This window comes from Klebsiella sp. P1927 (assembly GCF_018204675.1).
Classification (GTDB): Bacteria; Pseudomonadota; Gammaproteobacteria; order Enterobacterales; family Enterobacteriaceae; genus Klebsiella; species Klebsiella pneumoniae.
Window position 1 is genome coordinate 4,017,912 of the sequence record NZ_CP073377.1, and the last position, 25,754, is coordinate 4,043,665.

Consider the following 25,754-nt stretch of genomic DNA (forward strand, 5'->3'; position numbering starts at 1 on the left):
AGCACCTTTCTATCTGGCGAGGCAATACGTATGACAGAGCAAACCACCACCTTAAAAAGAACGCTCGGCAGTTTTCGTTTATGGGGGATCGCCGTCGGACTGGTGATATCCGGGGAGTACTTCGGCTGGAGCTACGGCTGGTCGCAGGCGGGCACGATGGGGTTTATGGTCGTCGCCCTGGCGGTCGCCGCCATGTACTGCGCCTTTATTTTCAGCTTTACCGAGCTGACCACCGCCATCCCGCACGCTGGCGGCCCTTTCGCCTATGCCTACCGCGCCTTCGGGCCCACCGGCGGCTTTATCGCTGGTTTTGCCACCCTGATTGAATTCGTCTTCGCCCCGCCGGCCATCGCCATGGCCATCGGGGCCTACCTCAACGTGCAGTTTCCGGCGCTGGATCCGAAATGGGTCGCCTGCGGCGCCTACGTGATCTTTATGACGCTCAATATTCTCGGCGTCGGCATCGCCGCCACCTTCGAGCTGATCGTCACTCTGCTGGCCATCTTCGAGCTGCTGGTGTTCATGGGCGTGGTCGCCCCCGGCTTCTCCTGGAGCCACTTCACCACTAACGGCTGGGCGGGCGCGGACAGCTTCAGCGGCCTGGCGCTGCCGGGGATGTTCGCCGCCATTCCGTTCGCCATCTGGTTCTTCCTCGCCATTGAGGGGGCCTCCATGGCGGCCGAAGAGGCCAAAGATCCGCAGCGCACCATTCCCCGCGCCCTGGGCGGCGGCATTCTGACGCTGACGGTGCTGGCGATCGGCGTGATGGTCTTCGCCGGCGGCGTCGGCGACTGGCGCGCGCTGTCCAATATTAACGATCCGCTGCCCCAGGCGATGAAGACGGTCGTGGGCAACGGCAGCGGCTGGCTGCATATGCTGGTGTGGCTGGGGCTGTTTGGCCTCGTCGCCTCCTTCCACGGCATCATTATGGGCTACTCGCGGCAGATCTACTCCCTCGCCCGCGCCGGCTATCTGCCCGCCGGGCTGGCCTCCCTCAACCGCCGCACCCGCACCCCGCATATGGCGATCCTCGCCGGGGGCGTGGTCGGGATCGCCGCGATCTTCTCCGACTCGCTGATCACCATCAGCGGCATGCCGCTGACCGCCTGCATCGTCACCATGTCGGTATTTGGGGCTATTGTTATGTATATCACTTCCATGGCGGCGCTGTTCAAACTGCGCCGTAGCGAGCCGAAGCTGATCCGTCCGTTCCGCGCCCCGCTCTACCCGCTGGCGCCGGCCTTTGCCCTCGGCATGGCGGTGCTCTGCCTGGTGGCGATGGTCTGGTATAACCTGCTGCTGGCGCTGATTTTCGCGGCGATGATGCTCGGCGGCTACCTGTGGTTCCGCAAAACCGCAGCGGCCCGTGAACGGGCGCCAGTGGATCCTCAACTGCGCACGGTCTCCTGAGGAGGCGGCATGTATAAAACCACGCTATCGGGCCAGGTATGGCGCTTTGATAGTCTGAAAACGCTGATGGCGAAAGCGTCGCCGGCCCGTTCCGGCGACGCCCTCGCAGGGGTTATCGCCACCTCAGCCGAAGAGCGGATGGCGGCGAAAATGGCCCTCGCCGAGGTGCCGCTGACCGACATTCTCGACAACCCGCTTATCCCTTACGAGCAGGACGAAGTGACTCGCCTGATCCTCGACACCCATGATGCGCAGGGCTTTGCCGCCCTGCGTCACCTGACGGTCGGCGATTTTCGCGACTGGCTGCTGGATGATGCTACCGATACCGCCACGCTGCAGCGGGTCGCCCGCGCCATCACCCCGGAGATGGCGGCGGCGGTCAGTAAGCTGATGCGCAATCAGGATCTGATCCTTGCCGCCAGCAAATGCCAGGTGGTGACGCGCTTTCGCAACACCATCGGCCTGCCCGGCCACCTCAGCGTACGCCTGCAGCCCAACCATCCCACCGACGACCTGAAAGGCATCGCCGCCAGTATGCTCGACGGGCTGCTGTACGGCGCCGGGGACGCGGTGATCGGCATCAACCCGGCCAGCGACAGCTTACCGGTGCTGGCGCAGCTGAACGTCATGCTGGACGATATTATTCAGCGCTTCGCCATCCCTACCCAGTCCTGCATTCTGACCCATGTGACCAATACGCTGCAGCTGATTGAGCGCGGCGCGCCGGTGGATCTGGTGTTTCAGTCGGTGGCGGGAACCGAAGCGGCCAACAGCGGCTTCGGCATCAACCTTGCCATGCTGCAGGAGGCCCGCGAGGCGGCCCTGAGCCTCAGGCGCGGTACCCTCGGCAACAATGTGATGTATTTTGAGACCGGCCAGGGGAGCTGCCTGTCGGCCAACGCCCACCACGGCGTCGATCAGCAAACCTGTGAGGCGCGGGCCTACGCCGTCGCCCGCCACTTTGAACCGCTACTGGTCAATACCGTGGTCGGTTTTATCGGTCCGGAGTATCTCTACGACGGCAAGCAGATTATTCGCGCCGGGCTGGAGGATCATTTTTGCGGCAAGCTGATGGGCCTGCCGATCGGCTGCGACGTCTGCTATACCAACCACGCGGAAGCGGATCAGGATGATATGGACACCCTGCTGACCTTGCTGTGCGCCGCCGGGCTCACCTTCCTGATCGGTGTGCCCGGAGCGGACGATATCATGCTCAATTACCAGAGCACCTCGTTCCATGACGCGCTGTACGCCCGTCGCCTGCTGGGCTTAAAGCATGCCCCGGAGTTCGCCGACTGGCTGGCGAAAATGCAAATTATCGATCCGCACGGCGCGCTGCGGCTCACCGACGCCCGCCATCCGCTGCTGTCCGTCCTGCCGCAAGGAGCCTCTGTATGAACCGTCCCGATGCCTGGAACCCGCTGCGTGAATTTACCGATGCGCGGATCGCCCTGGGGCGCAGCGGCGCCAGTCTGCCGACCCGCGAAGTCCTCAACTTTGGTCTGGCCCATGCCAGAGCGCGGGATGCCATTCATCAGCCGTTCGCCAGCCAACAATTGGTGGCGCCGCTGGCGGCGCTCGGCCTCGACGCCCTGACGGTGCACAGCGCCGCGCCGGACCGTCATACCTATCTGCGGCGCCCGGATCTCGGGCGGCGGCTCGCCGACGAGAGTCGCGCCGACCTCGCCGCCAGCGGCGTCCGCCCCGCCGACCTGCTGCTGGTGATCGGCGACGGCCTCTCTTCCTGGGCGGTAGAGCGCCAGGCGGTGCCGTTGATCCGCGCCCTGCTGCCCTATCTGCAGACGCTGGGTATCGGCCTGGCGCCGGTGGTGCTGGCGCATCAGTCGCGGGTAGCGCTGGGAGATGATATTGGCGAAACCCTGAAAGCCCGCGCGGTGGCGATCCTGATTGGCGAACGACCGGGTCTCTCCTCGCCGGACAGCCTCGGCGTCTACCTCACCTGGCAGCCTCATCGTCAGCGCCTGGAGTCTGAGCGCAACTGTATCTCCAATATTCGGCCGGAGGGATTAAGCCATGACGCCGCCGCCTTTAAACTGGCCTGGCTGCTGGAGCAGGCTTTTTTGCGCCGGCTTACCGGGGTGGGTCTGAAAGATGAAAGCGATAATCCGGCGCTGCATGGTAAAATAAAACCGTTGCCCCCTTTAAAATAATAAGTCACGCGAGCAGCAGAATAGATTTTTAATATTATCTTGTGCACCTGACTTTATATTCCGCCGCGTGCTGAAATTGCCCGGCGGCGCTTCGCTGGTACGGGTCTACGGAAGCCGTGCCAGCGGTTTATATGGCGTATTTTTCAGGCCGGGTAAGGCGCCAGTCGCCCCCCGGCAAAATGCTTTCACCGTACCAAAAACCGTGTTGTCGCCAGCCTTATGCCCTTCCCTGCAGGTAATAAGAATATTGCATGAGTAAAAACGAAACGGACGTTGTAAGGTAAATCAGCGCATTAAAAATACCCGTCATACTTCAAGTTGCATGTGCGTTGGCTGCGTTCTCTCCCCCAGTCACTTACTTCTGTAAGCGTCTGGCGACTCGCTTACTTGCCGCCTTCATGCGACTCGAATTATTTAGGGTATATATCTCGTTATCTATTCAACATAACAGCCAATAATTCGCCGGATACGCTGGCGCATTATTCCTTAATGTTATGCAGTCATTGATGGTTAAAGATAAATAATCGACCGACGGAGAAATACCAATGAAATCGTTTTCCGGGAAAGCGTCTTTAATGGCCACGCTGGTTGCCGCGCTGGTCGGCGCCAGCAGCGCGCAGGCAGCGGAAATTAAAATCGGGGTGGTATTACCCCTGAGCGGCGCCCTCAGCGGCTATGGCCAGCCGTCGCAGAAAGGGCTGGACATTATTCAGGCCATCACCCCAACGTTAAAAAATGGCGATACCATCAAGCTTATCGTTATCGATGATAAAAGCGACAAAGTCGAAGCGGCCAATGCCATGCAGCGCCTGGTCTCCAGCGATAAAGTGGATGCCGTGATCGGGGAAGTCACCTCCTCCAACACCCTGGCGATGACCAAAATCGCCGACGACAGCAAAACGCCGCTGGTCTCCTCCACCGCCACCAACGACCGCGTCACCCGCAACCATCCCTACGTCAGCCGGGTCTGCTTCTCGGACAGCTTCCAGGGGGTGGTCGGGGCCAATCTGGCCTCCCGCGATCTGAAAGCCAAAACCGCCGCCATCGTGTTTGACAGCAGCAACGACTACTCCGTCGGCCTGGCGAAAGCGTTCCGCACCCAGTTCCTGAAAAACGGCGGCACCATTCCCATCGAGGTCCAGGCCCCGGGCGGCAGCAAGGACTTTAAAGCCCAGCTGGCGAGCGTCAAGGCGAAGAATGTCGACATGATTTACATGCCGATCTACTACACCGAAGGGGCGCTGATTGCCGTGCAGTCTAAACAGCTGGGGCTCAACAAACCGGTGGTGGGCGGCGACGGTCTGGCCGCGGATCAGGTCTTCTTCGATGTCGGTAAAGACGCGGTCAACGGCTATATGACCACCGATTACTACTCGCCGAACGCCAAAGAGCAGACCCCGGCGGGGGAAACCTTCATCAAAGCCTGGGAAGCCAAATACCAGCAGCCGACCCATACCTGGGGCGCAATGGCGGCGGACGCCTATAACGTCATCGTCAACGCCATGAACCAGTGCAGCGATCCCCACGATCGGGTCTGCGTAAATGAAAAAATCCGCGCCACCAAAGATTTCCAGGGGGTGACCGGCACGCTGACGTTACAGAACGGCGACGCCATTCGCAGCGCGGTCATCAACGAAGTGAAAGATGGCAAGCTGGCGTTTCGTACCGTGGTTAACCCTTAAGTTGTGACGAGGCTACAAAATGGACGGCGCCATTTTTCTCCAGCAAGTGGTCAATGGAATGAGTCTTGGGGGCATGTACGCCCTGATTGCCATCGGTTATACGATGGTTTATGGCGTGCTGCGGCTGATCAACTTCGCCCATGCGGACGTGATGATGGTCGGCGCGTTTAGTACGCTGTTTTTATTTTCTTCGGTTGGGCTACCCTTCGGGGTAGCCGTTTTCCTGACCCTCGGGCTGTGCGGCCTGTTTGGTATGCTGATTGACCGGGTCGCCTATCGTCCGCTGCGTCAGGCCTCGAAAATCTCCATGCTGATCACCGCCATCGGCGTCAGCTTCTTTCTCGAAAACCTGTTTAACGTACTGTTTGGCGGCAGCTCGCGCTTCTTCTCCGCCCCTGACTTTTTCAACCAGACCCGGGCCTTCGGCAGCGTCATCATTACCAACGTGGCGTGGATTGTGCCGCTGATCACCGTCCTGCTGCTGCTGGCGATCCTCTGGCTGCTGTACCGCACCCGCTATGGGATGGCGATCCGCGCGGTGGCCTTTGACGTCAACACCGTGCGCCTGATGGGCATTGACGCCAACCGGATCATCTCCCTGGTCTTCGCCCTCGGCAGTAGTCTCGCGGCGCTCGGCGGCGTGTTCTACTCCATCAGCTACCCGACGATCGATCCCCTGATGGGCGTGCTTATCGGCCTGAAGGCCTTCGCCGCCGCCGTGCTGGGCGGGATCGGCAGCGTCACCGGCGCGGTGCTGGGCGGCTTTATCCTCGGTTTTACCGAGGTGGTCGCCGTGGCGATCTTCCCCGAACTGGGCGGCTATAAAGACGCTTTCGCCTTCCTGTTCTTGATTCTGGTCCTCTTGTTCCGCCCGGTCGGCATTATGGGCGACGAACGTCTGGAAAGGAGCCGTTTCTGATGCTCAACGCGACGACGACCGCCGGGGCGCAGCTGCGCAACCTGGCCATTATTGTCATCTGTATCGCGCTGCTGGCCGGAATCAACGTGGTTTTCAATGACTACATTGTTCGTGTCATCAGCACCATTTTTATCTTTATGATCCTCGCGGTCAGCTACAACCTGATCAACGGCGTGACCGGCCAGCTGTCGCTGGAGCCGAACGGCTTCGTGGCGGTGGGCGCCTACGTGACCGCCCTGCTGATCCTCTCCAGCGACAGCAAGGTAGACATGTTTGAAATGGCCGCCCCCAGCCCGTGGATCCTCAGCCTGCACGCGGGCTTCCTCCCTGCCCTGCTGATAAGCGGCCTGTGCGCGGCGGCGCTGGCGGTGTGCCTCGCCGTGCCGGTCTTCCGGGTACGTGGCGACTACCTGGCCATTGTCACCCTCGGCTTTGGGTTTATCATCAAGATCCTCGCCATTAACAACCCGCAAATCACCAACGGCGCCATCGGGCTGAACGATATTCCGCAGCAGCCGCATCTCCTGTTCTGGTGCGGGCTGTTCGCCCTGCTGGCCACCGGCATGATCCTCCAGCTGGTGTGGTCGAAGTATGGCCGGATGATGAAAGCTATTCGCGACGATGAAGATGCGGCGATCGCCATGGGGGTCAACACCTTCCGCATTAAAACCTGCGCCTTCGCCACCAGCGCCTTCTTCGAAGGGATCGGCGGCGGTCTGCTGGCTTCCCTGCTGACCACCATTTCCCCGGGGCTGTTCGACTTTATGCTCACCTTCCAGCTGCTGATTATTATCGTCCTCGGCGGGCTCGGCAGCACCACCGGCGCCCTGCTCGGCACCGTGCTGGTGGTCGGCAGCGGCGAGTGGCTGCGCTTCCTCGATCAGCCGCTGCAGTTCTTCGGTCACGATCTCGGCGCGTACCCGGGCCTGCGAATGGTGGTCTTCTCCCTGCTGTTGCTGATCATCATGCTCTTCGCCCGCGAGGGGCTGTTGGGGAAAAAAGAGATTTGGCAGACCGGAAGAAGGAGCGGCGGCTATGGCGGAAAATAACGTTATCCTGCAGGTGCAGGACGTCACCATGCAGTTCGGCGGCCTGCGGGCCATCGACAACGTCAGCTTCCATGTTGACGAGGCGGAGATCTTTGGCCTTATCGGCCCTAACGGCGCGGGCAAAACAACCCTGTTTAACGTCATTACCGCCAACTATAAACCCACCAGCGGCAGCGTCACCCTGGCGGGCACGTCGCTGAAGGGGCTGAAGCCCAACCAGGTGGTGAACGCCGGGATCGCCCGCACCTTCCAGAATATCCGCCTGTTTAACTCCATGACGGTGCTGGAGAACGTGATGGTCGGGCTCGACCGCGCCAGCCGCTACTCGCTGCTGGAGGCGGCCCTGCATATTGGTCGCTACTTTCCGGCCGAGCGGGCGGCGAAAGCCAAAGCGATGGCCATCCTGGAGGATATCGGCATCGCCCACTTCGCCCATATGCAGGCCACAAACCTAAGCTATGGCAACCAGCGCAAAGTGGAGATCGCCCGCGCGCTGGCCACCGCGCCGAAGCTGCTCCTGCTCGATGAGCCGGCCGCCGGGATGAACCCGAAGGAGACCGAGGATCTGGCGGAGCTGATCTTCCGCATGCGCCATGACTATCAGCTCAGCGTCCTGTTAATCGAGCACGATATGCCCTTCGTCAACCGCCTGTGCGAGCGGGTGATGGTTCTGGAGTACGGTAAGCCGCTGTTCAGCGGCCTGATGGCCGAGGCGATCCAGCATCCGGACGTCATTTCCGCTTATCTGGGAGAAGCCAATTATGCTTAACGCCCGGGAACTGAAGGTCTTTTACGGCGTGATCCAGGGTCTGAAGGGCGTCGATATCGATGTCTATGACCGGGAAATCGTCACCCTGATCGGCAGCAATGGCGCCGGTAAAACCTCCACCCTGAACGGGATCGTCAACCTGGTGCGCTCCAGTGGGCGCGTCAGCTTCCTCAACGACGATATCTCACGCAGCCAGACCCACCAGATCGTGCGTCGCGGGCTGGCGCTGGTGCCGGAGGGACGGCGCGTCTTTACCAACCTGACCATCGAAGAGAACCTGCGCATGGGCGCTTACAATAATCTCGCCGGCTACGCCCGCCTGCGCGATCGCATGTACGCCCTCTTTCCGCGGCTCAAGGAGCGGCGCCATCAGATGGCGGGCACCATGAGCGGCGGCGAGCAGCAGATGCTGGCCATCGCCCGGGCGCTGATGAGCGAGCCGGTGTTATTGATGCTGGATGAACCGAGCCTCGGGCTGGCGCCGAAAATTGTCGGCGAGCTGTTCGGCATCATTAAGCAACTGCGCGAAGAGAATATGACGGTGCTGCTGGTGGAGCAGAATGCGACGGCCGCGCTGGCGATCGCCGATCGGGCGTATGTCCTGGAGAATGGCCGGATCACCTTGTCAGGCGCGGCGCGGGAGATGCTGACTAATCCGGAAATTAAGCGGATGTATCTGGGGGGATAGGCATGGTCAAAACTGCCTGGGCTGCGGCGGCGCCTCCTGCAAGGCCGCAACCTCAGGCAGTCTCTTGCTACACAAAGCACACCTCGTTCCAGTAGGCTTCTCGCGTCCTGCGTCGCTCAGTATGTCTTATCATGACGGAACCACCGGGTTTCCACGTTGCCAATGTCCACGCCGTAGAGGCTGGCTACCGGCAGGATCGCCTCCATGACGCGCTGGGTATCCTGCTGTCCGGCTTCACCGTTGGACAAAAAAGCCAGCCAGCCCGTTAACCGTTGCCACAATGCCACTTTCGTTTTCTCCTCTGTCGGGAAGCGAATCGCCTGGGTCTATTTCAACCACAGTTGGCCGGGCGCGGGAAATATTAATTCCGAATTTGCAATCCTGGCTGGCGCATATTACCCCCGGTCCTATCACCCTCTCCCTGGCCCTCTCCCTGAGGGAGAGGGGACCGCCCGGCAGTCGTTGCCGTCCTGGTAAAAGCCAGCGGCGCATAAAGAATACCCATAGGTTTGTTAAGTTCTTTTTGGTTATAGATAAGAATTTTTTCTTCTTTGCCGCCGACGGGCAATTTGTGGGAGCGTGATGTCCACAAAACAAAACAGGGATTCAGGGGAAAAACTATGCGCAATAAAACCACAAAAATCGCACTGGCGCTGGGTATGCTGCTGCTCGCCTCGCAGGCACAGGCGGACCAGCTGGCTGACATCAAAGCCGCCGGCGTCGTAAAAGTCGCCACCTTCGACGCCAACCCGCCGTTCGGCTCCGTGGACGCCAAAACCCACCATATCGTCGGCTACGACGTCGACTTTGCCCAGGCGCTGGCGAAAGCGCTCGGCGTCAAACTCGAGCTGGTGGCCACCAACCCGGCCAACCGTATTCCGCTGCTGCAGTCCGGTAAAGCCGACCTGATCGTCGCCGACATTACCATCACCCCGGAGCGGGCCCAGGTTATTGATTTCTCAACGCCGTATTTCGTCACCGGCCAGCAGTTCCTCGTGCCGGCCGGCTCTCCGGATAAGCTCGATGAGTACAGCAAAGCGCGCATCGGCGCGGTGAAAGGCACCACCGGCGAACAGGCCCTGCACCAGCGTTTCCCGCAGGCTCGCGTCCTCTCCTATGACGATATTCCGCTGGCCCTGACCGCCCTGCGCAACGGCAACGTCCAGGCCATCACCCAGGACAGCACCATCCTCGCCGGTCTGCTGGCGGAAGCGCCGGATAAAGCCAAGTTTAAAATTCTGCCCGACCTGCTCAGCAAAGAAGAGATTGGCGTGGGCGTGAAGAAAGGCGAACCGGCCCTGCTGAAGGCCGTCAACGATGAGCTGGTGAAGCTGGAGAAAACCGGCGAAGCCGCGAAAATTTACGATGTCTGGTTTGGCCCTGCCACCAAAACGCCGCAGCCGCGCGCCTTTACCATAGAAGCGAAATAATATGTTCTCGGGTTTACTCTCCCACTCCGCGGCTCCGGCCGCGGATTTTTCACGTCTGCAGCGCGCCAGCATTACGTTCCGTGATGTGGCCAAGCGCTACGGCGATCATCAGGTACTTAACGCCATCAACCTGCAGGTCGAGCCCGGCGAAGTGGTGGCGATCCTCGGCCCTTCCGGTTCGGGAAAATCGACGCTGATCCGCTTGATCAACCAGCTCGAATCCTTAAGCGGCGGCGAGATCCTGATCGACGGCAAACCCACCAGCCGGCTGAGCGGCAGCGCCTTGCGCCAGCTGCGCAGCCGCGTCGGCTTTGTCTTCCAGCAGTTCAACCTTTATGCCCACCTGACGGCGCAGGAGAACATCACTCTGGCGCTGGAGCGCGTTCATGGCTGGGAAAAAAGCGCGGCTCAGGCGCGGGCGCTGGCGCTGCTGCGTCAGGTCGGACTGGAAGAAAAAGCGCAGCAGATGCCGGCGCAGCTCTCCGGCGGCCAGCAGCAGCGGGTGGCCATCGCCCGCGCCCTGGCCTCATCGCCGCAGATTATCCTGTTCGATGAGCCCACCTCGGCGCTCGACCCGGAGATGATCGGCGAAGTGCTGCAGGTGATGAAAACCCTCGCCCACAGCGGGATCACCATGCTGGTGGTGACCCACGAAATGCAGTTTGCCCGCGAAATTGCCGACCGGGTGGTGTTTATCGACGGCGGCGACATCCTCGAAGTCGCCCCGCCGGCTGAGTTTTTCGCCCATCCGCAGCATGCCCGCGCGCGGCGTTTTCTGCAGAAGGTGCTGGATCCGCTGCACCAGGAGAGCCTCGAGTGACGCCGATGCTTGACTGGCACGGCGTCCTGAGCGGGCAGCCGTTGCAATGGATTATCTCTGGTTTTCTCACCACCATCTGGGTCAGCGTCGCCGGGATCCTGCTCGCCACCCTGCTGGCGGTCCTGCTGCTGGCCCTGCGCCTCGGCGGCGGACGCGCGGGGCGCGGACTGGTGGCCGCGTGGGTCTCGTTGTTTCGCAACACTCCGCTGCTGGTCCAGCTGCTGTTCTGGTACTTTGCCGCCTGGAACCTGCTGCCGCTGGCGGTGAAGGAGGTGGTGAACGACGAACACGCCTGGTCCATTTTGCCGGGTAACGTCTGGTGGCTGACGCCGGAGTTCCTCTGCTCGATGTGGGGGCTGGGGGTCTTTACCTCCGCCTTTCTGGTGGAAGAGATCGCCTCCGGACTGCGCGCCGTCAGCCACGGGCAGCGGGAAGCCGCGCTGTCGCAGGGCTTTACGCCGTGGCAGGAGCTGCGCTTTATCCTCCTGCCGCAGGGGCTGGGCAACGCCTGGCAGCCGATTGTCGGCCAGTATCTTAACCTGATGAAACTCTCATCGCTGGCCAGCGGCATCGGCTTTGCGGAACTGACCTATCAGGTGCGGCAGATTGAGAGCTATAACGCGCACGCCCTGGAGGCGTTTGCCGTCGGCACCGCGCTGTACCTGGCGCTGGGGGTGGCGATGGGCGTGGCGCTCACGCGTCTCGGCCCGGGAAGAAAACTGCAACGGAGCGCCCGACATGAACGCTAATCTGGCGGTGATCGCCGATAACCTCGATTACCTGCTGTGGGGCCGACTGGCGGAGGGCCAGCCCGGCGGCGTGGCGCTGACCCTGCTGATGGCCATCGGCGCCACCCTGCTGGCGCTGCCGGGAGGCATTGCGCTGGCGGGCCTGGCCTGGCGCTACGGCGGGCTGGTGCGGCGTCTGCTGTTTCTGTGGGTGGAAATTATCCGCGGCATCCCGCTGATATTTGTCATCTTCTGGCTGTGGTATCTGCTGCCGATGCTGACCGGCGGCGATCTGCCCGGCGCGGTGACCGTGACCCTGGCGCTGGCGTGGTTTACCGCCGCCTCGGTGATGCACTCGGTGCTGGCCGGGCTGCAGTCGCTGCCGAAAGGACAGTATGAGGCGGCGCTGACCCAGGGGTTCGCTCCCGGGCAAACGCTGCGCCTGGTGCTGCTCCCGCAGGCGCTGCGCAACGTTCAGCCGTCGCTGGTGGGGATCTTTATCGGCCTGCTGAAGGACACTTCGCTGGCGTTTATCGTCAACGTCCCGGAGCTGACCACCGTGGCCGGCCAGGTCAACAACCGGGTGCAGATCTATCCCCTGGCGATCTTCGTCTTCACCGGCGCGGTGTACTACCTGCTGTGCTGCGGTCTGAGCCTGCTGGCCAGCCGGCGCTTTACCCGCCGCGCGACCACCAGATAAGGCTCACTCCGCGGGACGGGGCTTCAGCGGACAGGTATCGCTGATCTTAATAAATTTGTCGTTATAGACCAGATAGTGGTTCCCCGGCTGGCGCAGCGCCGGCTGGCGAACCACGTCCCCGGGACGCAGATACCACGCGTCCCCCTCCTCTTCGGTCGAATCGCATCCGGGCTTAATCAGCAGCTTAAACCAGGTATTGCCGGTGTTGCTCACCGTCCCGGCCACCTTATCGAAAGACCATTTAAACTGTACCTCGCGCGGGCGCACCACCAGAATGGTATCCATCACCACCACCGGCTCCATGCTGACCTCGCCGCCAGTCGGGCTGCGCCTCGTCAGGTTGCGGGTGGGGATTTCGCGAAACGAGACCCGATAGTAGCGCTCGCGGTTATCCCGCGGCCCATGATAGTAAAATTTAAAATACTCGCTCTCACCTGCCTGCAGCACCAGCTGGCGGGGGGCGAACAGCAGTTCGCCATCCACCGGCCGGGAGCGGACTTCGCTGCCGCCCGGGCGATCGATGGCGCTGACGGCGATGCGGTACAGCCGCGCGCTTTTATTGTTGTTGACCACCCGTTTGCTGGCGAAATCCGCTTCGGCAGGCAGGGAAAAGGTCAGGTTACCGACCGAGATCGCCTGCGCCAGCGGCGCTGCCAGCAGGCAGCCCACCGTCAGCAGGGCCTTAGTTAATGTTGCGCCACGTCGCCTGGACATGAATCTCTCCTGAAGCGCTGACTTCGCCAAACCAGCCGTTATCGTCTACCGTCCGCAGCGAAATGGCGTTATCCATCGGAATCGAAAATTTCACCGTGGTCTTATCCATCTGCCCCACTTCGCCGGAGATATCGGTCCACGGCGTGGTCAGCCACAGCGCATCGGTCATATCCCGCCAGCTGTCATCGCACCCGGCATCGTAGGTCTGAGTCGTGCCGCTGCGGGTGATAAAAGAGAGCGTCGCCGGGAACGGCACTTTCGCCGTACCGTCATCGGAGCTGAAGAGACAGTAGGAACGCCCGCCAATCACCTGCGCCGGTCCGGTCACCTTGATCAGCACTTCATCGGCGGCCGTTTTACCGCTGGTGGTGACGATGTAGCCGAAATCGAGCGCCGGTTCGCCGCTGCCGACATACCCCTCGCGCGACGGCGCCGAGGTATATTCGTCGGAGATAATGCTGATGCTGAAATCACGAGGCTTGATAATCAGCGTGTTGGAGGTGGAAAACTCATACCAGCCTGACTCCGGCGAGGTGGTGTTCTGAAAGCGAAAGTTGAACAGATCCTTGGTGTTGATATCGCTGATCCCGAGGTTCACCATCTGCTTAAAGAAGTTGCTGGAGAAGAAAACATAGATCGAGTCTGAGCTCTTCATCTCGTTGAAAGTGTAGTAATAAGCGGTATTGCTCACCGGCTTCCAGGAGCTGCCGTTGAGGCTGAACTGCATATCGTACGCCCCGACGGCCGAGGCCAGCGACGAGTTGGCGATCGCCGGGAAAATATGGATCGAGGTGTTGCTTAAGCCGTTGGTCTGCAAGGTATAGTTGACCATCTTACAGCTTAATCCTGAGCGGCTGCCGATGGTCTGCGTCCGGCAGTCGGCGTTCCCTTCCCCGAGGGTCGGCACGCCATCGCTGTTGATAAACACCTCCGCCAGCGAGTGGGTATTAATCAACCGCAGGTTCGCGGCTTTGGTGTGGGTGACGTTGCGCACATACCAGTTACCGGAGGCCTGATCCTTACAGCGCGCGCCGCTGCTGGCATCGTAGTTCACCGAGGTCTGACAGGCATTGATGGTCATCGTAAAGCTGCCGCCGACCGGCATCTGCTGCAGATATTGATAGAAGGCGTCTGACATCATGCCGTGCATCCACTTCGCGCCGCCGCTGGTCACCGTCGCGCCGTAAAACCCGCTGGCGTCGGTGGTCTGCGGCAGGATCAGGCTGGTAGCCATATCGCACCCGGCGTACCAGTTGATGCAGCGCAGGCCGGTTAAGGGGTGTGAAACCGGTGAGTTTTCCAGCCACATATCAAACTTCCAGTTGGCATTGAGCCCGGTGTTGTAGCCGTTATCGATATAGCCGAGACTCTGCTGATAGATGGTCCCGGAGCCGGTGTATTTTAAGCCGGTCCAGCGGTTAGCGCCGGTCATACGCGGATCCAGCGCCCCGCCGGGGGTGACGAAAAAGTTGTCGTCGGAGTTGTTTTCCACAAACACAAACTCGCGCGCCGGCGCATCCGACCAGGTGGTCTTGGTCACCGCCGCCCTGAGCGCGGCTGCCGGCCAGAGCAGCGCGAGGATCGCCAGCGCCATCAGTGCATTAACTTTCATTCTCTTCTCCTGACTGCTGCACCGCCGCCCACGACGAGAGGCCGCTGCAGACCACATCCCCCACCCAGACGGCGCCGCGCGCCTGGCTGAGCTCCAGCGCCACTTCGCAGGTTTTATTGCCGCCGTAGCTGAAATCGATAGTGGGGTATTTCTTATCCACGTCCATGACAAACTCGCCGTTTTCATCGGTGCGGGTACGGCCGATATGGTTGTTAATCCGCGCATTCGCCAGCAGCGTGCCGTCTTCTGCACGAATACGGCCGGAGACGGTGACCATCTGCTTCACCTCTGGCTCAATCACCGCGACGTTGCCCGGATAAAGGGTCAGATGACTCTTGCGCCCGCTGACGATGTCGTAGCTGTCGAGCGAGTTTTTGCTGTTCTGCAGCTCCACCTCATAGCGACCATAGGGAGAGAGCGGCAGGTAGTTACGCTTGCCGCTGAGCGGGAAGATCCGCCCGTTAACCCTGGCGCTGATCTGACCATCGTCCTCCAGCCCGGTGTTGAAGATCACCCCAGCGTTGCCGTCGGTTCGTCCGCTGGCGGCGATATTTTTGCCCTGCCAGCCGACGCTGCCGCTGGCGGTGAGGTTGGTGTTGACGTAGCCGTCCGCCGCGCTGTTGACGTTCAGCGTGCCGCTGGCGTAGCGGGCGTCGAACTGGGCATACGCGCCGCCGCTGAGGGTTTTGTCATCCCCGGTATCGCCGGAGATGGCTCGCGACAGATTGGCGCCGATGGTGCGAATAGTGCCTTCATCAAACTGCTTGCGCGCTGAGAGGTTAGCCATGGTGTAGCCGTTCTGATGGGTCATCCCGGCGCTGAACCAGTTGCCCAGCGGCAGCGACAGATCGAGGGCGATATATTTCCCGGTGTTGGCGCTGCTGTCGCCATTGTTATAGCGCTGGATCCCCGCCCGCAGGCCGAGCGAGCCAAAGGCGCCGCTGTAGACCGTCTGATAGTAATCCGCGGTGTAGTAATGGCTGTTGTAGCGACGGTCATCGTTGTAGCTGACGCTGAACGTCCCCAGCTTCGACCACAGCGCGTTCAGGTTGAGGGTGCCGCCGATCGCCCGGTTGTCGGCATCGCTGCGCCGCAATTGATCGCCAATGCGGGTTCTCTCCTGGTTAACCCACACTGAACTGAATCCCCCGGGCAACGTGGCGCTGATGCTGCCGACGCTGCTCCACGAGCTGTCGCTGGCCAGCATGTTTTGCAGGTTAACGTTGATCGACTCGCCCAGCGGTAGCGTCAGGCGGGTTTCCCCCACAGCCTGGTTGTCGTAGCCATAGCCCGTAGCCGCCCAGCTCAGGGTGCTGAGCGACCCGGAGGCCGAAAGGCCTGCCAGCCAGCTCTCTTTCGCCGGCCGGGTCTTTTTCCCGCTCTCTGACCAGCGATCCATATGAAAACTGCCGCCCCATACCTGCCACGCCAGCGGCGCGCCGGCGCCGCGTCCCCGGCTGAACAGCTTATTGACCCGCTGGGTGCGTTTGCTGACCACCCGACCATTGACGATCACCTCCACTTCCACGTCGTAAATACCGTACGGCAGGCCACGGGTATCCACTTCATGGTTGCCCATGGCGAAGTTCTGGACGCTCAGCAACCGGCCGTCACGGGTGAGATGCACCTCGCCCGCCGCCGGTAAAAAGGCAATCACCGGCGTGGCCGACTGGCTGTTGTCGAAGACGGTGGAGCTGGCCTGGTTTCCCCAGGAAAGGCCGTAAATCTTGCCGGCCGAAATGGCGGTCATCGGTCCCAGGGACTGCAGGTTCCAGGTGTCGAGCATGCCGCCGGCAAAACGGTGGCCGGCGAAATCGCGCTCATACATGGCCTTATATAATTCACTGTCCTGTTGGCCGCTGCCGATCCCATACAGCGAGCCGTCGAGCACCACGTGATGCTCCCGCAGCGCGGTAACGTTGTTCAGCGACAGATAGCTGGAGGTGTTGCTCCCGCCATTGCGCATCTGGTTGTTATAGACGCCGAGGTTATAGCTCAGGTTGCTGCTGAGGGTATTGACGCTGGACTGACCGATGTCTTCGCTGCGCGAGCGCAGCACGGTGCCCAGCGCCTCGCGCTTGACCACCAGCTGCAGCAGGAGCTGGCGCAGGCTAAGATCCAGCTGGGCGCTGTCGGTCAGGGGAATGGTGAGCGCCTCGCTGAACGGGGCGTTGGCCAGGCCGATCAGCTGCTGACGGGTCTGTTCACTGACGCTGGCGTTACCTTCACTGTCCTCCAGCCGGATCTGCCGGACGCGCAGCTGGCCGCCGTCCAGCCAGATAAAGGCGCTGCCGATCCGCTGATCGTCCTTGATGCCCTGGCTGCCGGCAAGATGAATATAGAGCGGGATGCTCATGCCGTCCTGCAGCGCCTGGCTGAAGGCCTGCGGAATAATCACCCCGCCAATCTGCTGCGCGCCTGGGGCAGCCGCGCTGGCGTCGGGCTGAACGAACAAAAATATCATGCCGAAGGCAAGCCGCGTTTTCAGTCCTGGGGAAATCCGTCGTAGAGGCATCGTCGTTATCCATCTGCACAACTGTCTATTTCACGGGAACAAACTGCTCACCCTGCCAAAGCGCAACCCGTCCTTTTTTATCTGCCGTATTCACCTGCGTAAAACGGCGCGATTTACCCGGCATCAGGTAGTAATTCTCTTTACACTCCTTACCGTCGGCGGCCTTCAGGCAGGGGCCGTAGGCGAGGATCCGCAATGTCGCATTCCCGGTGTTGGTCAGAGAGCCGTTGGCGTACTGAAAGCGGTAGTTCACCTGACGCGGCGCCACCACCAGAATGGTGCCGATGCGGGCGGACGCCGTGGCCACCGCGCTGCGTTTAGCGTTATCGCGCTGGGCATCGCTGAGCGCCTGATCGAACCAGACAATGCGGTAGTAGCGCTCTTTGTCATCCGCCGGGCCTTTGTAGAAGAAGCGGATGACATCGCTGGCCTGGGCGGGTAGCAGCAGGCTGGCGGGGGTAAGCAGCACCTCATCCGGTTTGTCCATCGGGATAACCTGCCCGCCGTCCAGCGGGGAAGAGAGCCGTTCGAGATGGATATTGATCAGTCGACCGCTGTCTGTGCTGTTCTTGATCGTTTTGCTCAGCGTGCTGCTGCCGCTGTTCATAAAGGATGAAATATCGCCGACATCCAGCGCCTGCGCCGGCGACGCCCCGGCAAGCAGCAGCCCGAGGGCCAGAAGGTGCTTTTTCATAACAATTCCGTCCGTGAAAAAAGCAGGGGGAGATCCCCCTGCTGGTGCATCAGAAGGATCAGCTGGTCCAGGTGGCGTCGAACTGTACGCTGACGTCGCCGCTCCAGATCCCTTCCGGCAGGGTGCTGTAATCGGTCACGGCGGTGGTGCCGTTGGTGGTGCCGCTGATGATGGAGAAAGTGAAACCATCCTGCGCGGTGGTACGGCCGCTGGCGTTGTAGCCATTAGCCAGCGCGCTGAGGTTGCCGCCCATAATATTGTTGGCGGTATCGATCATCACGGTATCGCCAGTTTTTTCCACCGCGGCGCCGTTATAATCCACGCCCACGCTCAGCGTGGAGCCGGAGGTATCCAGCTGGGTTAAGGTGTTGGTGATAAGACGCGAGGTTAGCTTAAAGGCGGTCGCCGTTGTGTCCCCCTCAATCGCCACGTCAAACAGACCTTTCTGCGAGTTAAAGCCTTTAATGCCTTCGGCGTACTGGAACGCCAGGCTGCCGAGCGGGGTCACAACCAGCTTGCTGGTGGTGTCTTTTTTAGCGGTCGCAGACCAGGTCGCTACAGCCTGAGCCGTTACGTCAGCAGCCTGCGCCACGCCCATACCGGTAAACGCCGTTACCAGAGCTATTGCCAGAACCTTTTTTTTCATCGCTTTTTCATCCTGAGTTGAATTAAGGACATGATGTCCCGGTGAACCATTTAAAAAACAGAATTGCCTGGGTGTTACTGAACTAACTTATATATTTTGGAATACAGTTTGGCCTCAGCATTACGCCGATGGGTATACACTGTCTTCACGCTACAATTTTCAATTCTGGCGATCGATTTCGGCTGCATGCCCTGGGCGGTCATGCGGATAATTTTCATTTCCCGATCTGTAATTTTATCTTTCTTAATATCTTTGCGGAGAAACCTGCCATTAATTACATAGGCCAGTTCTTTTCGAATATCGCGACTCAGACCAACATATACCACCCCGCGAATATCGCTATTGTAATACCAGTAGTTCGCTAAGGCCTCTGATTTCCTGGCCGCAATCAATACGACCTGTTTCCCCTTTACCGCGGATAGCCATTCGCTGTCGCGCCTGATAAATTCGTTTAATGAAGCCGTATTGAGATTGATAAACACAAAATCTTTTCTGATTTTCTCCAGTGAGAGATAAATTAATTCGTCGATGTCTACAATCAGTTCGGACAGTCCTTTATAGAAATAGGAGTCATCGGCAGACCAAATATACTTATCGGAACAGCTTTTATATTCCATATAGTTTTTAACCTCATAGTCCTTGAAGTAATCATTTTTACAACGTCACTGCTTGCCAGGCCTATAAAGTTTACTGGCGTATTCGTTTCCTTTAATAAATCGCCATTAAATAAGACACGCATTACTTATCAATATTGGATAAGCGGGGATTAAACTATAATTATTTTCTGCTTGGCGTTGAATTTAAGTTTTTTCCTATGGAGTGTCAACATGCGGAAAGGCAATGAATTTCGCGCCCAGGTCAATATTTACAAAAACTGAAAATATCAAATTTTTGAGCGCCAGAAAAAGACATTTATTTTCATAAGGTTATTGGTAATATAACCGTCAATTCTTATCTGCGCTTTATATTATCCAGGATCTTCGCCCTATTATGTTAGGAATATTCTTAATGGAACTCTTGAATGGCTTATCAAATAAACCGGATTTAGCACAAAAGAAAGGATATAAATCTACAAATAAAGAAAAACCAGGATGATTCACCAACACATAAGACTCATGAATAGATTAACCTGCCGCACAAAATAGTTATGTATATGTTAATACATGCGGGATGTTGAATGCTAAACAAAGGCAGACGCATTATCTATTCGATTAAACAGTCTTCTTCATCAAGATTAAGCGAAGATTGCCGAAGGCTGTCTACGCCTACGAACCGGTCTGTCCTCGCGTCCTCCAAAGCATAGCGGCTTTTCGGCGCTTCGCCAGCCGCCAGCATGCCGCACGCGTTGAGCCGCTGGCCGTCGCTCTTTCACGCCAGTTCACGCTTTGTTCGCAATACCGTCATCGAAATTTCATATAAAGACCTATTAATAGTGGCCAGTTAATGACGAACCTGGACACTCTTATGAACAGCTCTCTTGCCGCGGTGGCCGAAACTGATTTCCAGCCGTTCACCGATCCCGCTGCCGGCCGGCAGCGGAAGGTCTTAAGCGTGCGTAATCTGAGTAAAGCTTATCAAGCCCAGCACAAGGTGCTGGACGGCATCAGCTTTGATCTGCACGCCGGGGAAATGGTCGGGGTCATTGGCCGCTCCGGCGCCGGTAAATCGACGCTCCTGCATGTCCTCAACGGCACCCACAGCGCCAGCGGCGGAGAAATTCTTAGCTACCCGGAAGTCGGTACCCCGCACGATGTCTCACAGCTGAAAGGCCGCGCGCTCAATGCCTGGCGTAGCCACTGCGGAATGATTTTTCAGGACTTCTGCCTGGTGCCGCGCCTCGACGTGCTCACCAACGTCCTGCTGGGCCGCCTCAGCCAGACTTCAACCCTGAAATCGCTGTTTAAAATCTTTCCCGCAGCCGACCGGGCGCGCGCCATTGCGCTGCTTGAGTGGATGAACATGCTGCCGCACGCGCTGCAGCGGGCGGAGAACCTCTCCGGCGGGCAGATGCAGCGGGTGGCGATCTGCCGGGCGCTGATGCAAAACCCCGGGATCCTGCTGGCCGACGAGCCTGTCGCCTCGCTGGATCCGAAAAACACTCAGCGCATCATGGATGTGCTGCGCGAGATTAGCGAGCAGGGTATCAGCGTGATGGTAAACCTGCATTCGGTGGAGCTGGTCAGGGCCTACTGCACCCGGGTTATCGGCGTCGCCAGCGGCCAGCTTATTTTTGACGATCACCCCTCCCGGCTGACGCAGGATGTGCTGCAGCGGCTGTACGGCGATGAAGTTAGCCAATTGCATTAATTTCACTCACACGGGCAACATAATGAAAAAATATATGACTGGCGCAGTTCGTTTATCCGCAATGGTCGCGGGCATGATGATGGCATGGCAGGCAGCGGCGGCGCAGCCGAAAGAGCTCAATCTGGGCATTCTCGGCGGCCAGAACGCCACCCAGCAAATCGGCGATAACCAGTGCGTGAAGGCCTTCCTCGATAAAGAGCTGAACGTGGATACCAAACTGCGCAACTCTTCCGACTATTCCGGGGTGATCCAGGGCCTGCTGGGGGGCAAAGTCGACGTGGTGCTGAGCATGTCCCCCTCCTCCTACGCCTCGGTTTATCTCAATAATCCAAAAGCGGTGGATATCGTCGGCATCGCCGTGGACGACAAAGATCAGTCTCGCGGCTATCACTCGGTGGTGATTGTCAAAGCCGACTCCCCGTACAAAACGCTGGACGATTTAAAAGGCAAAGCCTTCGGCTTCGCCGATCCGGATTCCACTTCCGGGTATCTGATCCCTAACCATGCGTTTAAAGAAAAATTTGGCGGTAACGCCGACAACAAATACAACAACACCTTCTCCAGCGTCACCTTCTCCGGCGGCCATGAGCAGGACATCCTCGGCGTGCTGAATGGCCAATTCGCGGGCGCGGTCACGTGGGCCTCGATGGTTGGCGATTACAACACCGGCTACACTACCGGCGCGTTCAACCGCCTGATTCGCATGGATCATCCGGATCTGATGAAGCAGATCCGCATTATCTGGCAATCGCCGCTGATCCCGAACGGCCCGATCCTGGTGAGCAATGCGCTGCCGGCGGACTTTAAGGCGAAGGTCGTGGCGGCAGTGAAAAAGCTGGACACCGAGGATCACGCCTGCTTTATCAAAGCGATGGGCGGTACTCAGCACATCGGCCCGGGCAGCGTGGCTGACTTCCAGCAGATTATTGATATGAAACGCGAGCTGGTGAGCGCGCGTTAATCCTGCCTCAACGCCGCCTGCTTGCCCCAGGGTAAGCGGCGGCGCTACGTTGAAGATCCCCGACGCATGAAGACAACCCACACCGAATTTGAACGCTATTACCAGCAGGTACGCTCGCGGCAAAAGCGCGATGCCGTCTGCTGGTCGCTGCTGCTGCTGGCGCTCTATTTTGCCGCCGGCAGCGCCGCGGAATTTAATCTGCTGACTATCTGGCACTCGCTGCCCCACTTCTTTGACTATATGGCAGAGACCATTCCGCCCCTGAGCGCCGGCAACCTGTTCGCCGATGTGCAGACCAAAGGGTCGCTGGCCTGGTGGGGCTATCGCCTGCCGATCCAGCTGCCGCTGATCTGGGAAACCCTGCAGCTGGCGCTGGCCTCGACCCTGGTGGCGGTCGCCATCGCCACGGTTTTCGCGTTTCTTGCCGCCAATAACGCCTGGTCCCCGGCGCCGGTGCGCTTTGCCATTCGCGTGCTGGTGGCGTTTTTGCGCACCATGCCCGAGCTGGCGTGGGCGGTGATCTTTGTGATGGCGTTCGGCATCGGCGCGATCCCGGGCTTTCTGGCGCTGATGCTGCATACCGTCGGCAGCCTGACCAAACTGTTCTACGAGGCGGTGGAAAGCGCGCAAAACAAACCGGTACGCGGCCTGGCGGCCTGCGGCGCGTCCCCGCTGCAGAAAATTCGCTTCGCCCTCTGGCCGCAGGTGAAACCGCTGTTTCTCTCCTATGGCTTTATGCGGCTTGAAATCAACTTCCGCTCGTCGACCATTCTCGGGCTGGTGGGCGCGGGCGGCATCGGCCAGGAGCTGATGACCAACATCAAGCTCGACCGCTACGATCAGGTGAGCATCACCCTGCTGCTGATCATTCTGGTGGTGTCGGCGCTGGACATGCTGTCCGGTCGTCTGCGCCTGTGGGTACTGGAGGGGAAAAAATGAGCGTCTGGCACATGCAACCGGATCTCGCCGCCAGCCGGCGGCAGCATAAGCAGCTCTATCAGGTCCAGGGGCGCTACCTGCGCTACGTCGGGCTGGTGGCGCTGGCCTGCCTGCTCTATTACGTCTGGTTTTTTCTGCAGTTCGGCGTCAGCGGCGAGCAGCTGACCACCGGCCTGCAGCAGATTGGCCGCTACCTGGCGCGGATGTTCGTCTGGCACGACTTCTGGAACTGGCCGTTCGGCTATTACTTTACGCAAATCGGCGTCACCCTGGCCATCGTCTTCGCCGGGACGCTGACCGCCACGGTGCTGGCGCTGCTGCTCTCCTTCTTCGCCGCCCGCAACATCATGCGCGGCGTGGTGCTGGGGACCCTAGCCCTGCTGATGCGCCGCCTGTTTGATGTACTGCGCGGGATCGACATGGCTATCTGGGGGCTGATTTTCGTGCGTGCGGTCGGCCTCGGGCCGCTGGCCGGGGTGCTGGCGATCATCATGCAGGACACCGGCCTGCTGGGACGGCTGTACGCGGAAGGTCACGAAGCCGTGGACCGATCTCCCGGGCGTGGGCTGACCGCCGCGGGCGCGAACGGCCTGCAAAAGCATCGCTTTGGCATTTTTACCCAGTCGTTCCCGACCTTCCTCGCGCTGAGCCTGTATCAGATTGAATCCAACACCCGCTCCGCGGCGGTGCTGGGCTTCGTCGGCGCCGGCGGTATCGGGCTTATCTATGCCGAGAATATGCGTCTGTGGAACTGGGATGTGGTGATGTTTATCACCCTGCTGCTGGTGGCGGTGGTGATGATCATGGACACCCTTTCCGCCTGGCTGCGCCGTCGCTATATCGGCGGCGCCGCGGTGCCGCTGTATCAGGGCGGACGCTAGCGCGCCTTTGCGCCGGATGGCGGCTTCGCCTTATCCGGCCTACCCGTCCGGCTCCGACTGTCTGTTGGCCCGGCAAGCAACGGCGCCGCCGGGCGATGGCATCAGGCACGGAGCTGCTTTTATGCCGGGTGGCGGCTGCGCCTTACCCGGCCTACTCGTCCGGCTCTGACTGTCTCCAGGCCCGGCAAGCAACTGCGCCGCCGGGCGATGGCATCAGGCACGGAGCTGCGTTTATACCGGGTGGCGGCTGCGCCTTACCCGGCCTACTCGTCCGGCTCTGACTGTCTCCAGGCCCGGCAAGCAACTGCGCCGCCAGGCGATGGCATCAGACACGGAGCTGCGTTAATGCCGGGTGGCGGCTACGCCTTACCCGGCCTACTCGTCCGGCTCTGACTGTCTGTAGGCCCGGCAAGCAACGGCGCCGCCGGGCGATGGCATCAGGCACGGAGCTGCTTTTATGCCGGGTGGCGGCTACGCCTTACCCGGCCTACTCGTCCGGCTCCGACTGTCTGTAGGCCCGGCAAGCAACTTGGACTGCGCCGCCGGGCGATGGCATCAGGCACGGAGCTGCGTTTATGCCGGGTGGCGGCTACGCCTTACCCGGCCTACTCGTCCGGCTCCGACTGTCTGTAGGCCCGGCAAGCAACGGCGCCGCCAGGCGATGGCATCAGGCACGGAGCTGCGTTTATGCCGGATGGCGGCTGCGCCTTACCCGGCCTACAACCCCAAATCACCGCTGGCGCAGGGGCTGCTGAAACTGCCGGTGCTGGCGGCCTCAACATCGCTGAGACGTTCCCGGAAGGCCGGGGCAGCCCGCATGGATGCGGGCTGAGGGCCGTGTTTTGCAGGGACGCTGCCTCGGCCCGACCCGAAGCCTGCAGGGATAAGTCGAAGGGACCGCGCAGCGGCGATGTTGCTGGCCGGAGCCCGGGGGTACAGGGGGCGGCGGCGACTGGCCGCCCCCTGTGCGCTCCCAGCGCCATGAGTGACATAGCGCAGAAAAAATATTGGGAGCGCAATCTGTCCGGAAATAACATAGAAACTGTAGCCCTGCTAAGCGCAGCGCGGGCAGGGACATTTCCGGTTGCGCCGTTATTTTGCCGGGTGGCGGCTGGCACCTTACCCGGCCTACCGGGGCCTCTCACAGGCTCACACCTCATAGGCCCGGTAAGCGCAGCACCACCGGGCGATGCCATCAGGCACGGAGCCGCTTTATTGCCGGGTGGCGGCTGCGCCTTACCCGGCCTACTCGTCCGGCTCCGACTGTCTGTAGGCCCGGTAAGCGCAGCGCCGCCGGGCGATGGCATCAGGCACGGAGCTGCGTTTATGCCGGGTGGCGGCTGCGCCTTACCCGGCCTACTCGTCCGGCTCCGACTGTCTGTAGGCCCGGCAAGCATTTATCCGCTCCGCTATTCCAGCCGCCAGCTCAGCACCGGCCAGCCGTATCCGGCACCGGCCGCCTGCAGCTGCGGACAGGGATTGACCAGCCGCACGCGATCCGCATGCAGGCACAGCGGCAGATCGTTAATGGAATCGGTATAGAACGTCACCTCGCCGTCATACTGCGGATGCGCCTCGCGCCACTGCGCCAGACGCGCCACCTTCCCCTGCTGATAGCTGGGGATCCCGGTGATTTCACCGCTGTAGCCGCCGTCGACCATCGCCACGTCAATACCCAGCGCCTGATCGATCTCCAGCGCGGCGGCCACCGCCTGCACCAGCAGGCTAACCGAGGCGGAGATAATCAGCATCTGCTCTCCCTCGGCCCGCAGACGACGAATGAGCTCCCACGCCTGCGGATAGACCCGGGGCAGGATCGCCTCGCGCACGCAGCGGGCCACCAGCGCGTCAACGTCCGACTTCGGTATTCCGGCCAGCGGCGCCTGGATCAGGGCCACATAATCGGCGATATTCATCTCTCCCCGGTCATAATCCGCCATTAGCCGCGCCTCGCGGGCAAGATACCCCTTCTGCGTCGCCAGCCCTTCGCGAACCATAAACTGGCTCCAGACCGTACTGCTATCGCCCTGTATCAGGGTGTTATCGAGATCAAAAATCGTCAGCGTGTTGCCCATGATACTTTCCCTTACTGGTCAAAATAAGCTGCCGGGAGCATGCG

The 25,754-nt window shown here is 60.2% G+C and carries 26 protein-coding genes; 17 read left to right on the forward strand and 9 right to left on the reverse strand.

What is annotated here, in order from left to right; all coding sequences use genetic code 11:
- Positions 1–30 precede the first annotated feature (30 nt).
- Genes eat through eutC form a run of 3 tightly spaced genes read left to right on the forward strand, consistent with a single transcriptional unit; the run spans position 31 to position 3,581 of the window.
- Complete coding sequence (eat, locus tag KB892_RS20245; RefSeq protein WP_002890157.1) at positions 31–1,410, forward strand: ethanolamine permease; 1,380 nt, start codon at positions 31–33, stop codon at positions 1,408–1,410.
- Between the two features lie 9 nt (positions 1,411–1,419).
- A complete protein-coding gene (locus KB892_RS20250; protein ID WP_004151352.1) occupies positions 1,420–2,808 on the forward strand; it encodes an ethanolamine ammonia-lyase subunit EutB in 1,389 nt (462 codons plus the stop codon).
- The gene (gene eutC / locus KB892_RS20255) at positions 2,805–3,581 is read left to right on the forward strand and encodes an ethanolamine ammonia-lyase subunit EutC (protein ID WP_004151353.1); all 777 of its coding nucleotides are present in this window, start codon (positions 2,805–2,807) and stop codon (positions 3,579–3,581) included. The genes KB892_RS20250 and eutC overlap by 4 nt, the downstream gene beginning before the upstream one ends.
- Positions 3,582–4,020: 439 nt before the next feature.
- Here the strand turns inward: eutC and KB892_RS20260 are convergent, their stop codons facing one another.
- Positions 4,021–4,164, reverse strand: a complete 144-nt coding sequence (locus tag KB892_RS20260) for a hypothetical protein (RefSeq protein ID WP_004144596.1) — start codon at positions 4,162–4,164, stop codon at positions 4,021–4,023.
- On the opposite strand from KB892_RS20260, the gene KB892_RS20265 reads away from it, so the two are divergent.
- Genes KB892_RS20265 through KB892_RS20285 form a run of 5 tightly spaced genes read left to right on the forward strand, consistent with a single transcriptional unit; the run spans position 4,157 to position 8,688 of the window.
- Entirely contained in the window at positions 4,157–5,263 is a 1,107-nt protein-coding gene (locus KB892_RS20265) for an ABC transporter substrate-binding protein (RefSeq protein WP_004147267.1), read from the forward strand. The two genes, KB892_RS20260 and KB892_RS20265, sit on opposite strands and share 8 nt — an antisense overlap.
- A gap of 19 nt (positions 5,264–5,282) precedes the next feature.
- Positions 5,283–6,182: a branched-chain amino acid ABC transporter permease gene (locus KB892_RS20270; protein ID WP_002890128.1), complete on the forward strand. Its 900-nt coding sequence runs from the start codon at positions 5,283–5,285 to the stop codon at positions 6,180–6,182.
- Positions 6,182–7,231 (forward strand): branched-chain amino acid ABC transporter permease, encoded by a 1,050-nt coding sequence (locus KB892_RS20275; RefSeq protein ID WP_002890127.1) that lies wholly within the window; start codon positions 6,182–6,184, stop codon positions 7,229–7,231. The genes KB892_RS20270 and KB892_RS20275 overlap by 1 nt, the downstream gene beginning before the upstream one ends.
- Positions 7,218–8,000: an ABC transporter ATP-binding protein gene (locus KB892_RS20280; RefSeq protein WP_004151354.1), complete on the forward strand. Its 783-nt coding sequence runs from the start codon at positions 7,218–7,220 to the stop codon at positions 7,998–8,000. Before KB892_RS20275 ends, KB892_RS20280 begins: the two co-directional genes overlap by 14 nt.
- A complete protein-coding gene (locus KB892_RS20285; protein ID WP_002890126.1) occupies positions 7,993–8,688 on the forward strand; it encodes an ABC transporter ATP-binding protein in 696 nt (231 codons plus the stop codon). Before KB892_RS20280 ends, KB892_RS20285 begins: the two co-directional genes overlap by 8 nt.
- A 116-nt stretch (positions 8,689–8,804) precedes the next feature.
- Here the strand turns inward: KB892_RS20285 and KB892_RS20290 are convergent, their stop codons facing one another.
- Positions 8,805–8,975 carry a hypothetical protein gene (locus KB892_RS20290; protein WP_002890108.1) on the reverse strand — a complete coding sequence of 57 codons (171 nt, stop codon included), beginning with the start codon at positions 8,973–8,975 and terminating at the stop codon, positions 8,805–8,807.
- A 333-nt stretch (positions 8,976–9,308) separates the two neighbouring features.
- On the opposite strand from KB892_RS20290, the gene KB892_RS20295 reads away from it, so the two are divergent.
- From KB892_RS20295 to KB892_RS20310, 4 genes are read left to right on the forward strand one after another with little or no spacing between them, the layout of a single operon-like run.
- Positions 9,309–10,118 (forward strand): ABC transporter substrate-binding protein, encoded by an 810-nt coding sequence (locus KB892_RS20295; protein WP_002890106.1) that lies wholly within the window; start codon positions 9,309–9,311, stop codon positions 10,116–10,118.
- A gap of 1 nt (position 10,119) precedes the next feature.
- Positions 10,120–10,938, forward strand: coding sequence for an amino acid ABC transporter ATP-binding protein (locus KB892_RS20300; RefSeq protein WP_004151355.1), 819 nt, complete (start codon positions 10,120–10,122; stop codon positions 10,936–10,938).
- Positions 10,935–11,687: an amino acid ABC transporter permease gene (locus tag KB892_RS20305; protein ID WP_004151356.1), complete on the forward strand. Its 753-nt coding sequence runs from the start codon at positions 10,935–10,937 to the stop codon at positions 11,685–11,687. The genes KB892_RS20300 and KB892_RS20305 overlap by 4 nt, the downstream gene beginning before the upstream one ends.
- A complete protein-coding gene (locus KB892_RS20310; RefSeq protein ID WP_004151357.1) occupies positions 11,677–12,366 on the forward strand; it encodes an amino acid ABC transporter permease in 690 nt (229 codons plus the stop codon). Before KB892_RS20305 ends, KB892_RS20310 begins: the two co-directional genes overlap by 11 nt.
- Before the next feature lie 3 nt (positions 12,367–12,369).
- Here KB892_RS20310 and KB892_RS20315 read toward each other — a convergent pair whose 3' ends face one another.
- The 6 genes from KB892_RS20315 to ecpR form a co-directional block, all read right to left on the reverse strand.
- The gene (locus KB892_RS20315) at positions 12,370–13,080 is read right to left on the reverse strand and encodes a fimbria/pilus periplasmic chaperone (RefSeq protein WP_002890061.1); all 711 of its coding nucleotides are present in this window, start codon (positions 13,078–13,080) and stop codon (positions 12,370–12,372) included.
- Positions 13,049–14,692, reverse strand: a complete 1,644-nt coding sequence (gene ecpD / locus KB892_RS20320; protein WP_002890060.1) for a fimbrial adhesin EcpD — start codon at positions 14,690–14,692, stop codon at positions 13,049–13,051. Before ecpD ends, KB892_RS20315 begins: the two co-directional genes overlap by 32 nt.
- Positions 14,682–17,207 (reverse strand): fimbrial biogenesis outer membrane usher protein, encoded by a 2,526-nt coding sequence (locus tag KB892_RS20325; RefSeq protein WP_002890059.1) that lies wholly within the window; start codon positions 17,205–17,207, stop codon positions 14,682–14,684. Before KB892_RS20325 ends, ecpD begins: the two co-directional genes overlap by 11 nt.
- Before the next feature lie 25 nt (positions 17,208–17,232).
- Positions 17,233–17,901, reverse strand: a complete 669-nt coding sequence (locus tag KB892_RS20330) for an EcpB family pilus assembly chaperone (protein ID WP_002890054.1) — start codon at positions 17,899–17,901, stop codon at positions 17,233–17,235.
- 58 nt (positions 17,902–17,959) lie between these two features.
- Positions 17,960–18,547: a common pilus major fimbrillin subunit EcpA gene (gene ecpA, locus KB892_RS20335; protein ID WP_002890053.1), complete on the reverse strand. Its 588-nt coding sequence runs from the start codon at positions 18,545–18,547 to the stop codon at positions 17,960–17,962.
- A 74-nt stretch (positions 18,548–18,621) separates the two neighbouring features.
- Positions 18,622–19,164 carry an ECP biosynthesis operon DNA-binding transcriptional regulator EcpR gene (gene ecpR / locus KB892_RS20340; protein WP_004144585.1) on the reverse strand — a complete coding sequence of 181 codons (543 nt, stop codon included), beginning with the start codon at positions 19,162–19,164 and terminating at the stop codon, positions 18,622–18,624.
- An 847-nt stretch (positions 19,165–20,011) separates the two neighbouring features.
- On the opposite strand from ecpR, the gene phnC reads away from it, so the two are divergent.
- From phnC to KB892_RS20365, 5 genes are all read left to right on the forward strand, one after another.
- Positions 20,012–20,854, forward strand: a complete 843-nt coding sequence (gene phnC / locus KB892_RS20345) for a phosphonate ABC transporter ATP-binding protein (RefSeq protein WP_002890003.1) — start codon at positions 20,012–20,014, stop codon at positions 20,852–20,854.
- Between the two features lie 22 nt (positions 20,855–20,876).
- A complete protein-coding gene (phnD, locus tag KB892_RS20350) occupies positions 20,877–21,815 on the forward strand; it encodes a phosphonate ABC transporter substrate-binding protein (protein ID WP_002890002.1) in 939 nt (312 codons plus the stop codon).
- Positions 21,816–21,881: 66 nt separating this feature from the next.
- A complete protein-coding gene (phnE, locus tag KB892_RS20355; protein WP_002890001.1) occupies positions 21,882–22,754 on the forward strand; it encodes a phosphonate ABC transporter, permease protein PhnE in 873 nt (290 codons plus the stop codon).
- Complete coding sequence (phnE, locus tag KB892_RS20360; RefSeq protein ID WP_002889997.1) at positions 22,751–23,635, forward strand: phosphonate ABC transporter, permease protein PhnE; 885 nt, start codon at positions 22,751–22,753, stop codon at positions 23,633–23,635. Before phnE (KB892_RS20355) ends, phnE (KB892_RS20360) begins: the two co-directional genes overlap by 4 nt.
- Positions 23,636–24,296: 661 nt before the next feature.
- The gene (locus tag KB892_RS20365) at positions 24,297–24,467 is read left to right on the forward strand and encodes a LysR family transcriptional regulator (RefSeq protein ID WP_100218712.1); all 171 of its coding nucleotides are present in this window, start codon (positions 24,297–24,299) and stop codon (positions 24,465–24,467) included.
- A gap of 577 nt (positions 24,468–25,044) precedes the next feature.
- Here the strand turns inward: KB892_RS20365 and KB892_RS20370 are convergent.
- On the reverse strand, positions 25,045–25,710 hold the full coding sequence (locus tag KB892_RS20370) for an HAD family hydrolase (RefSeq protein ID WP_004177299.1): 666 nt from the start codon (positions 25,708–25,710) through the stop codon (positions 25,045–25,047).
- Between the last annotated feature and the right edge of the window lie 44 nt (positions 25,711–25,754).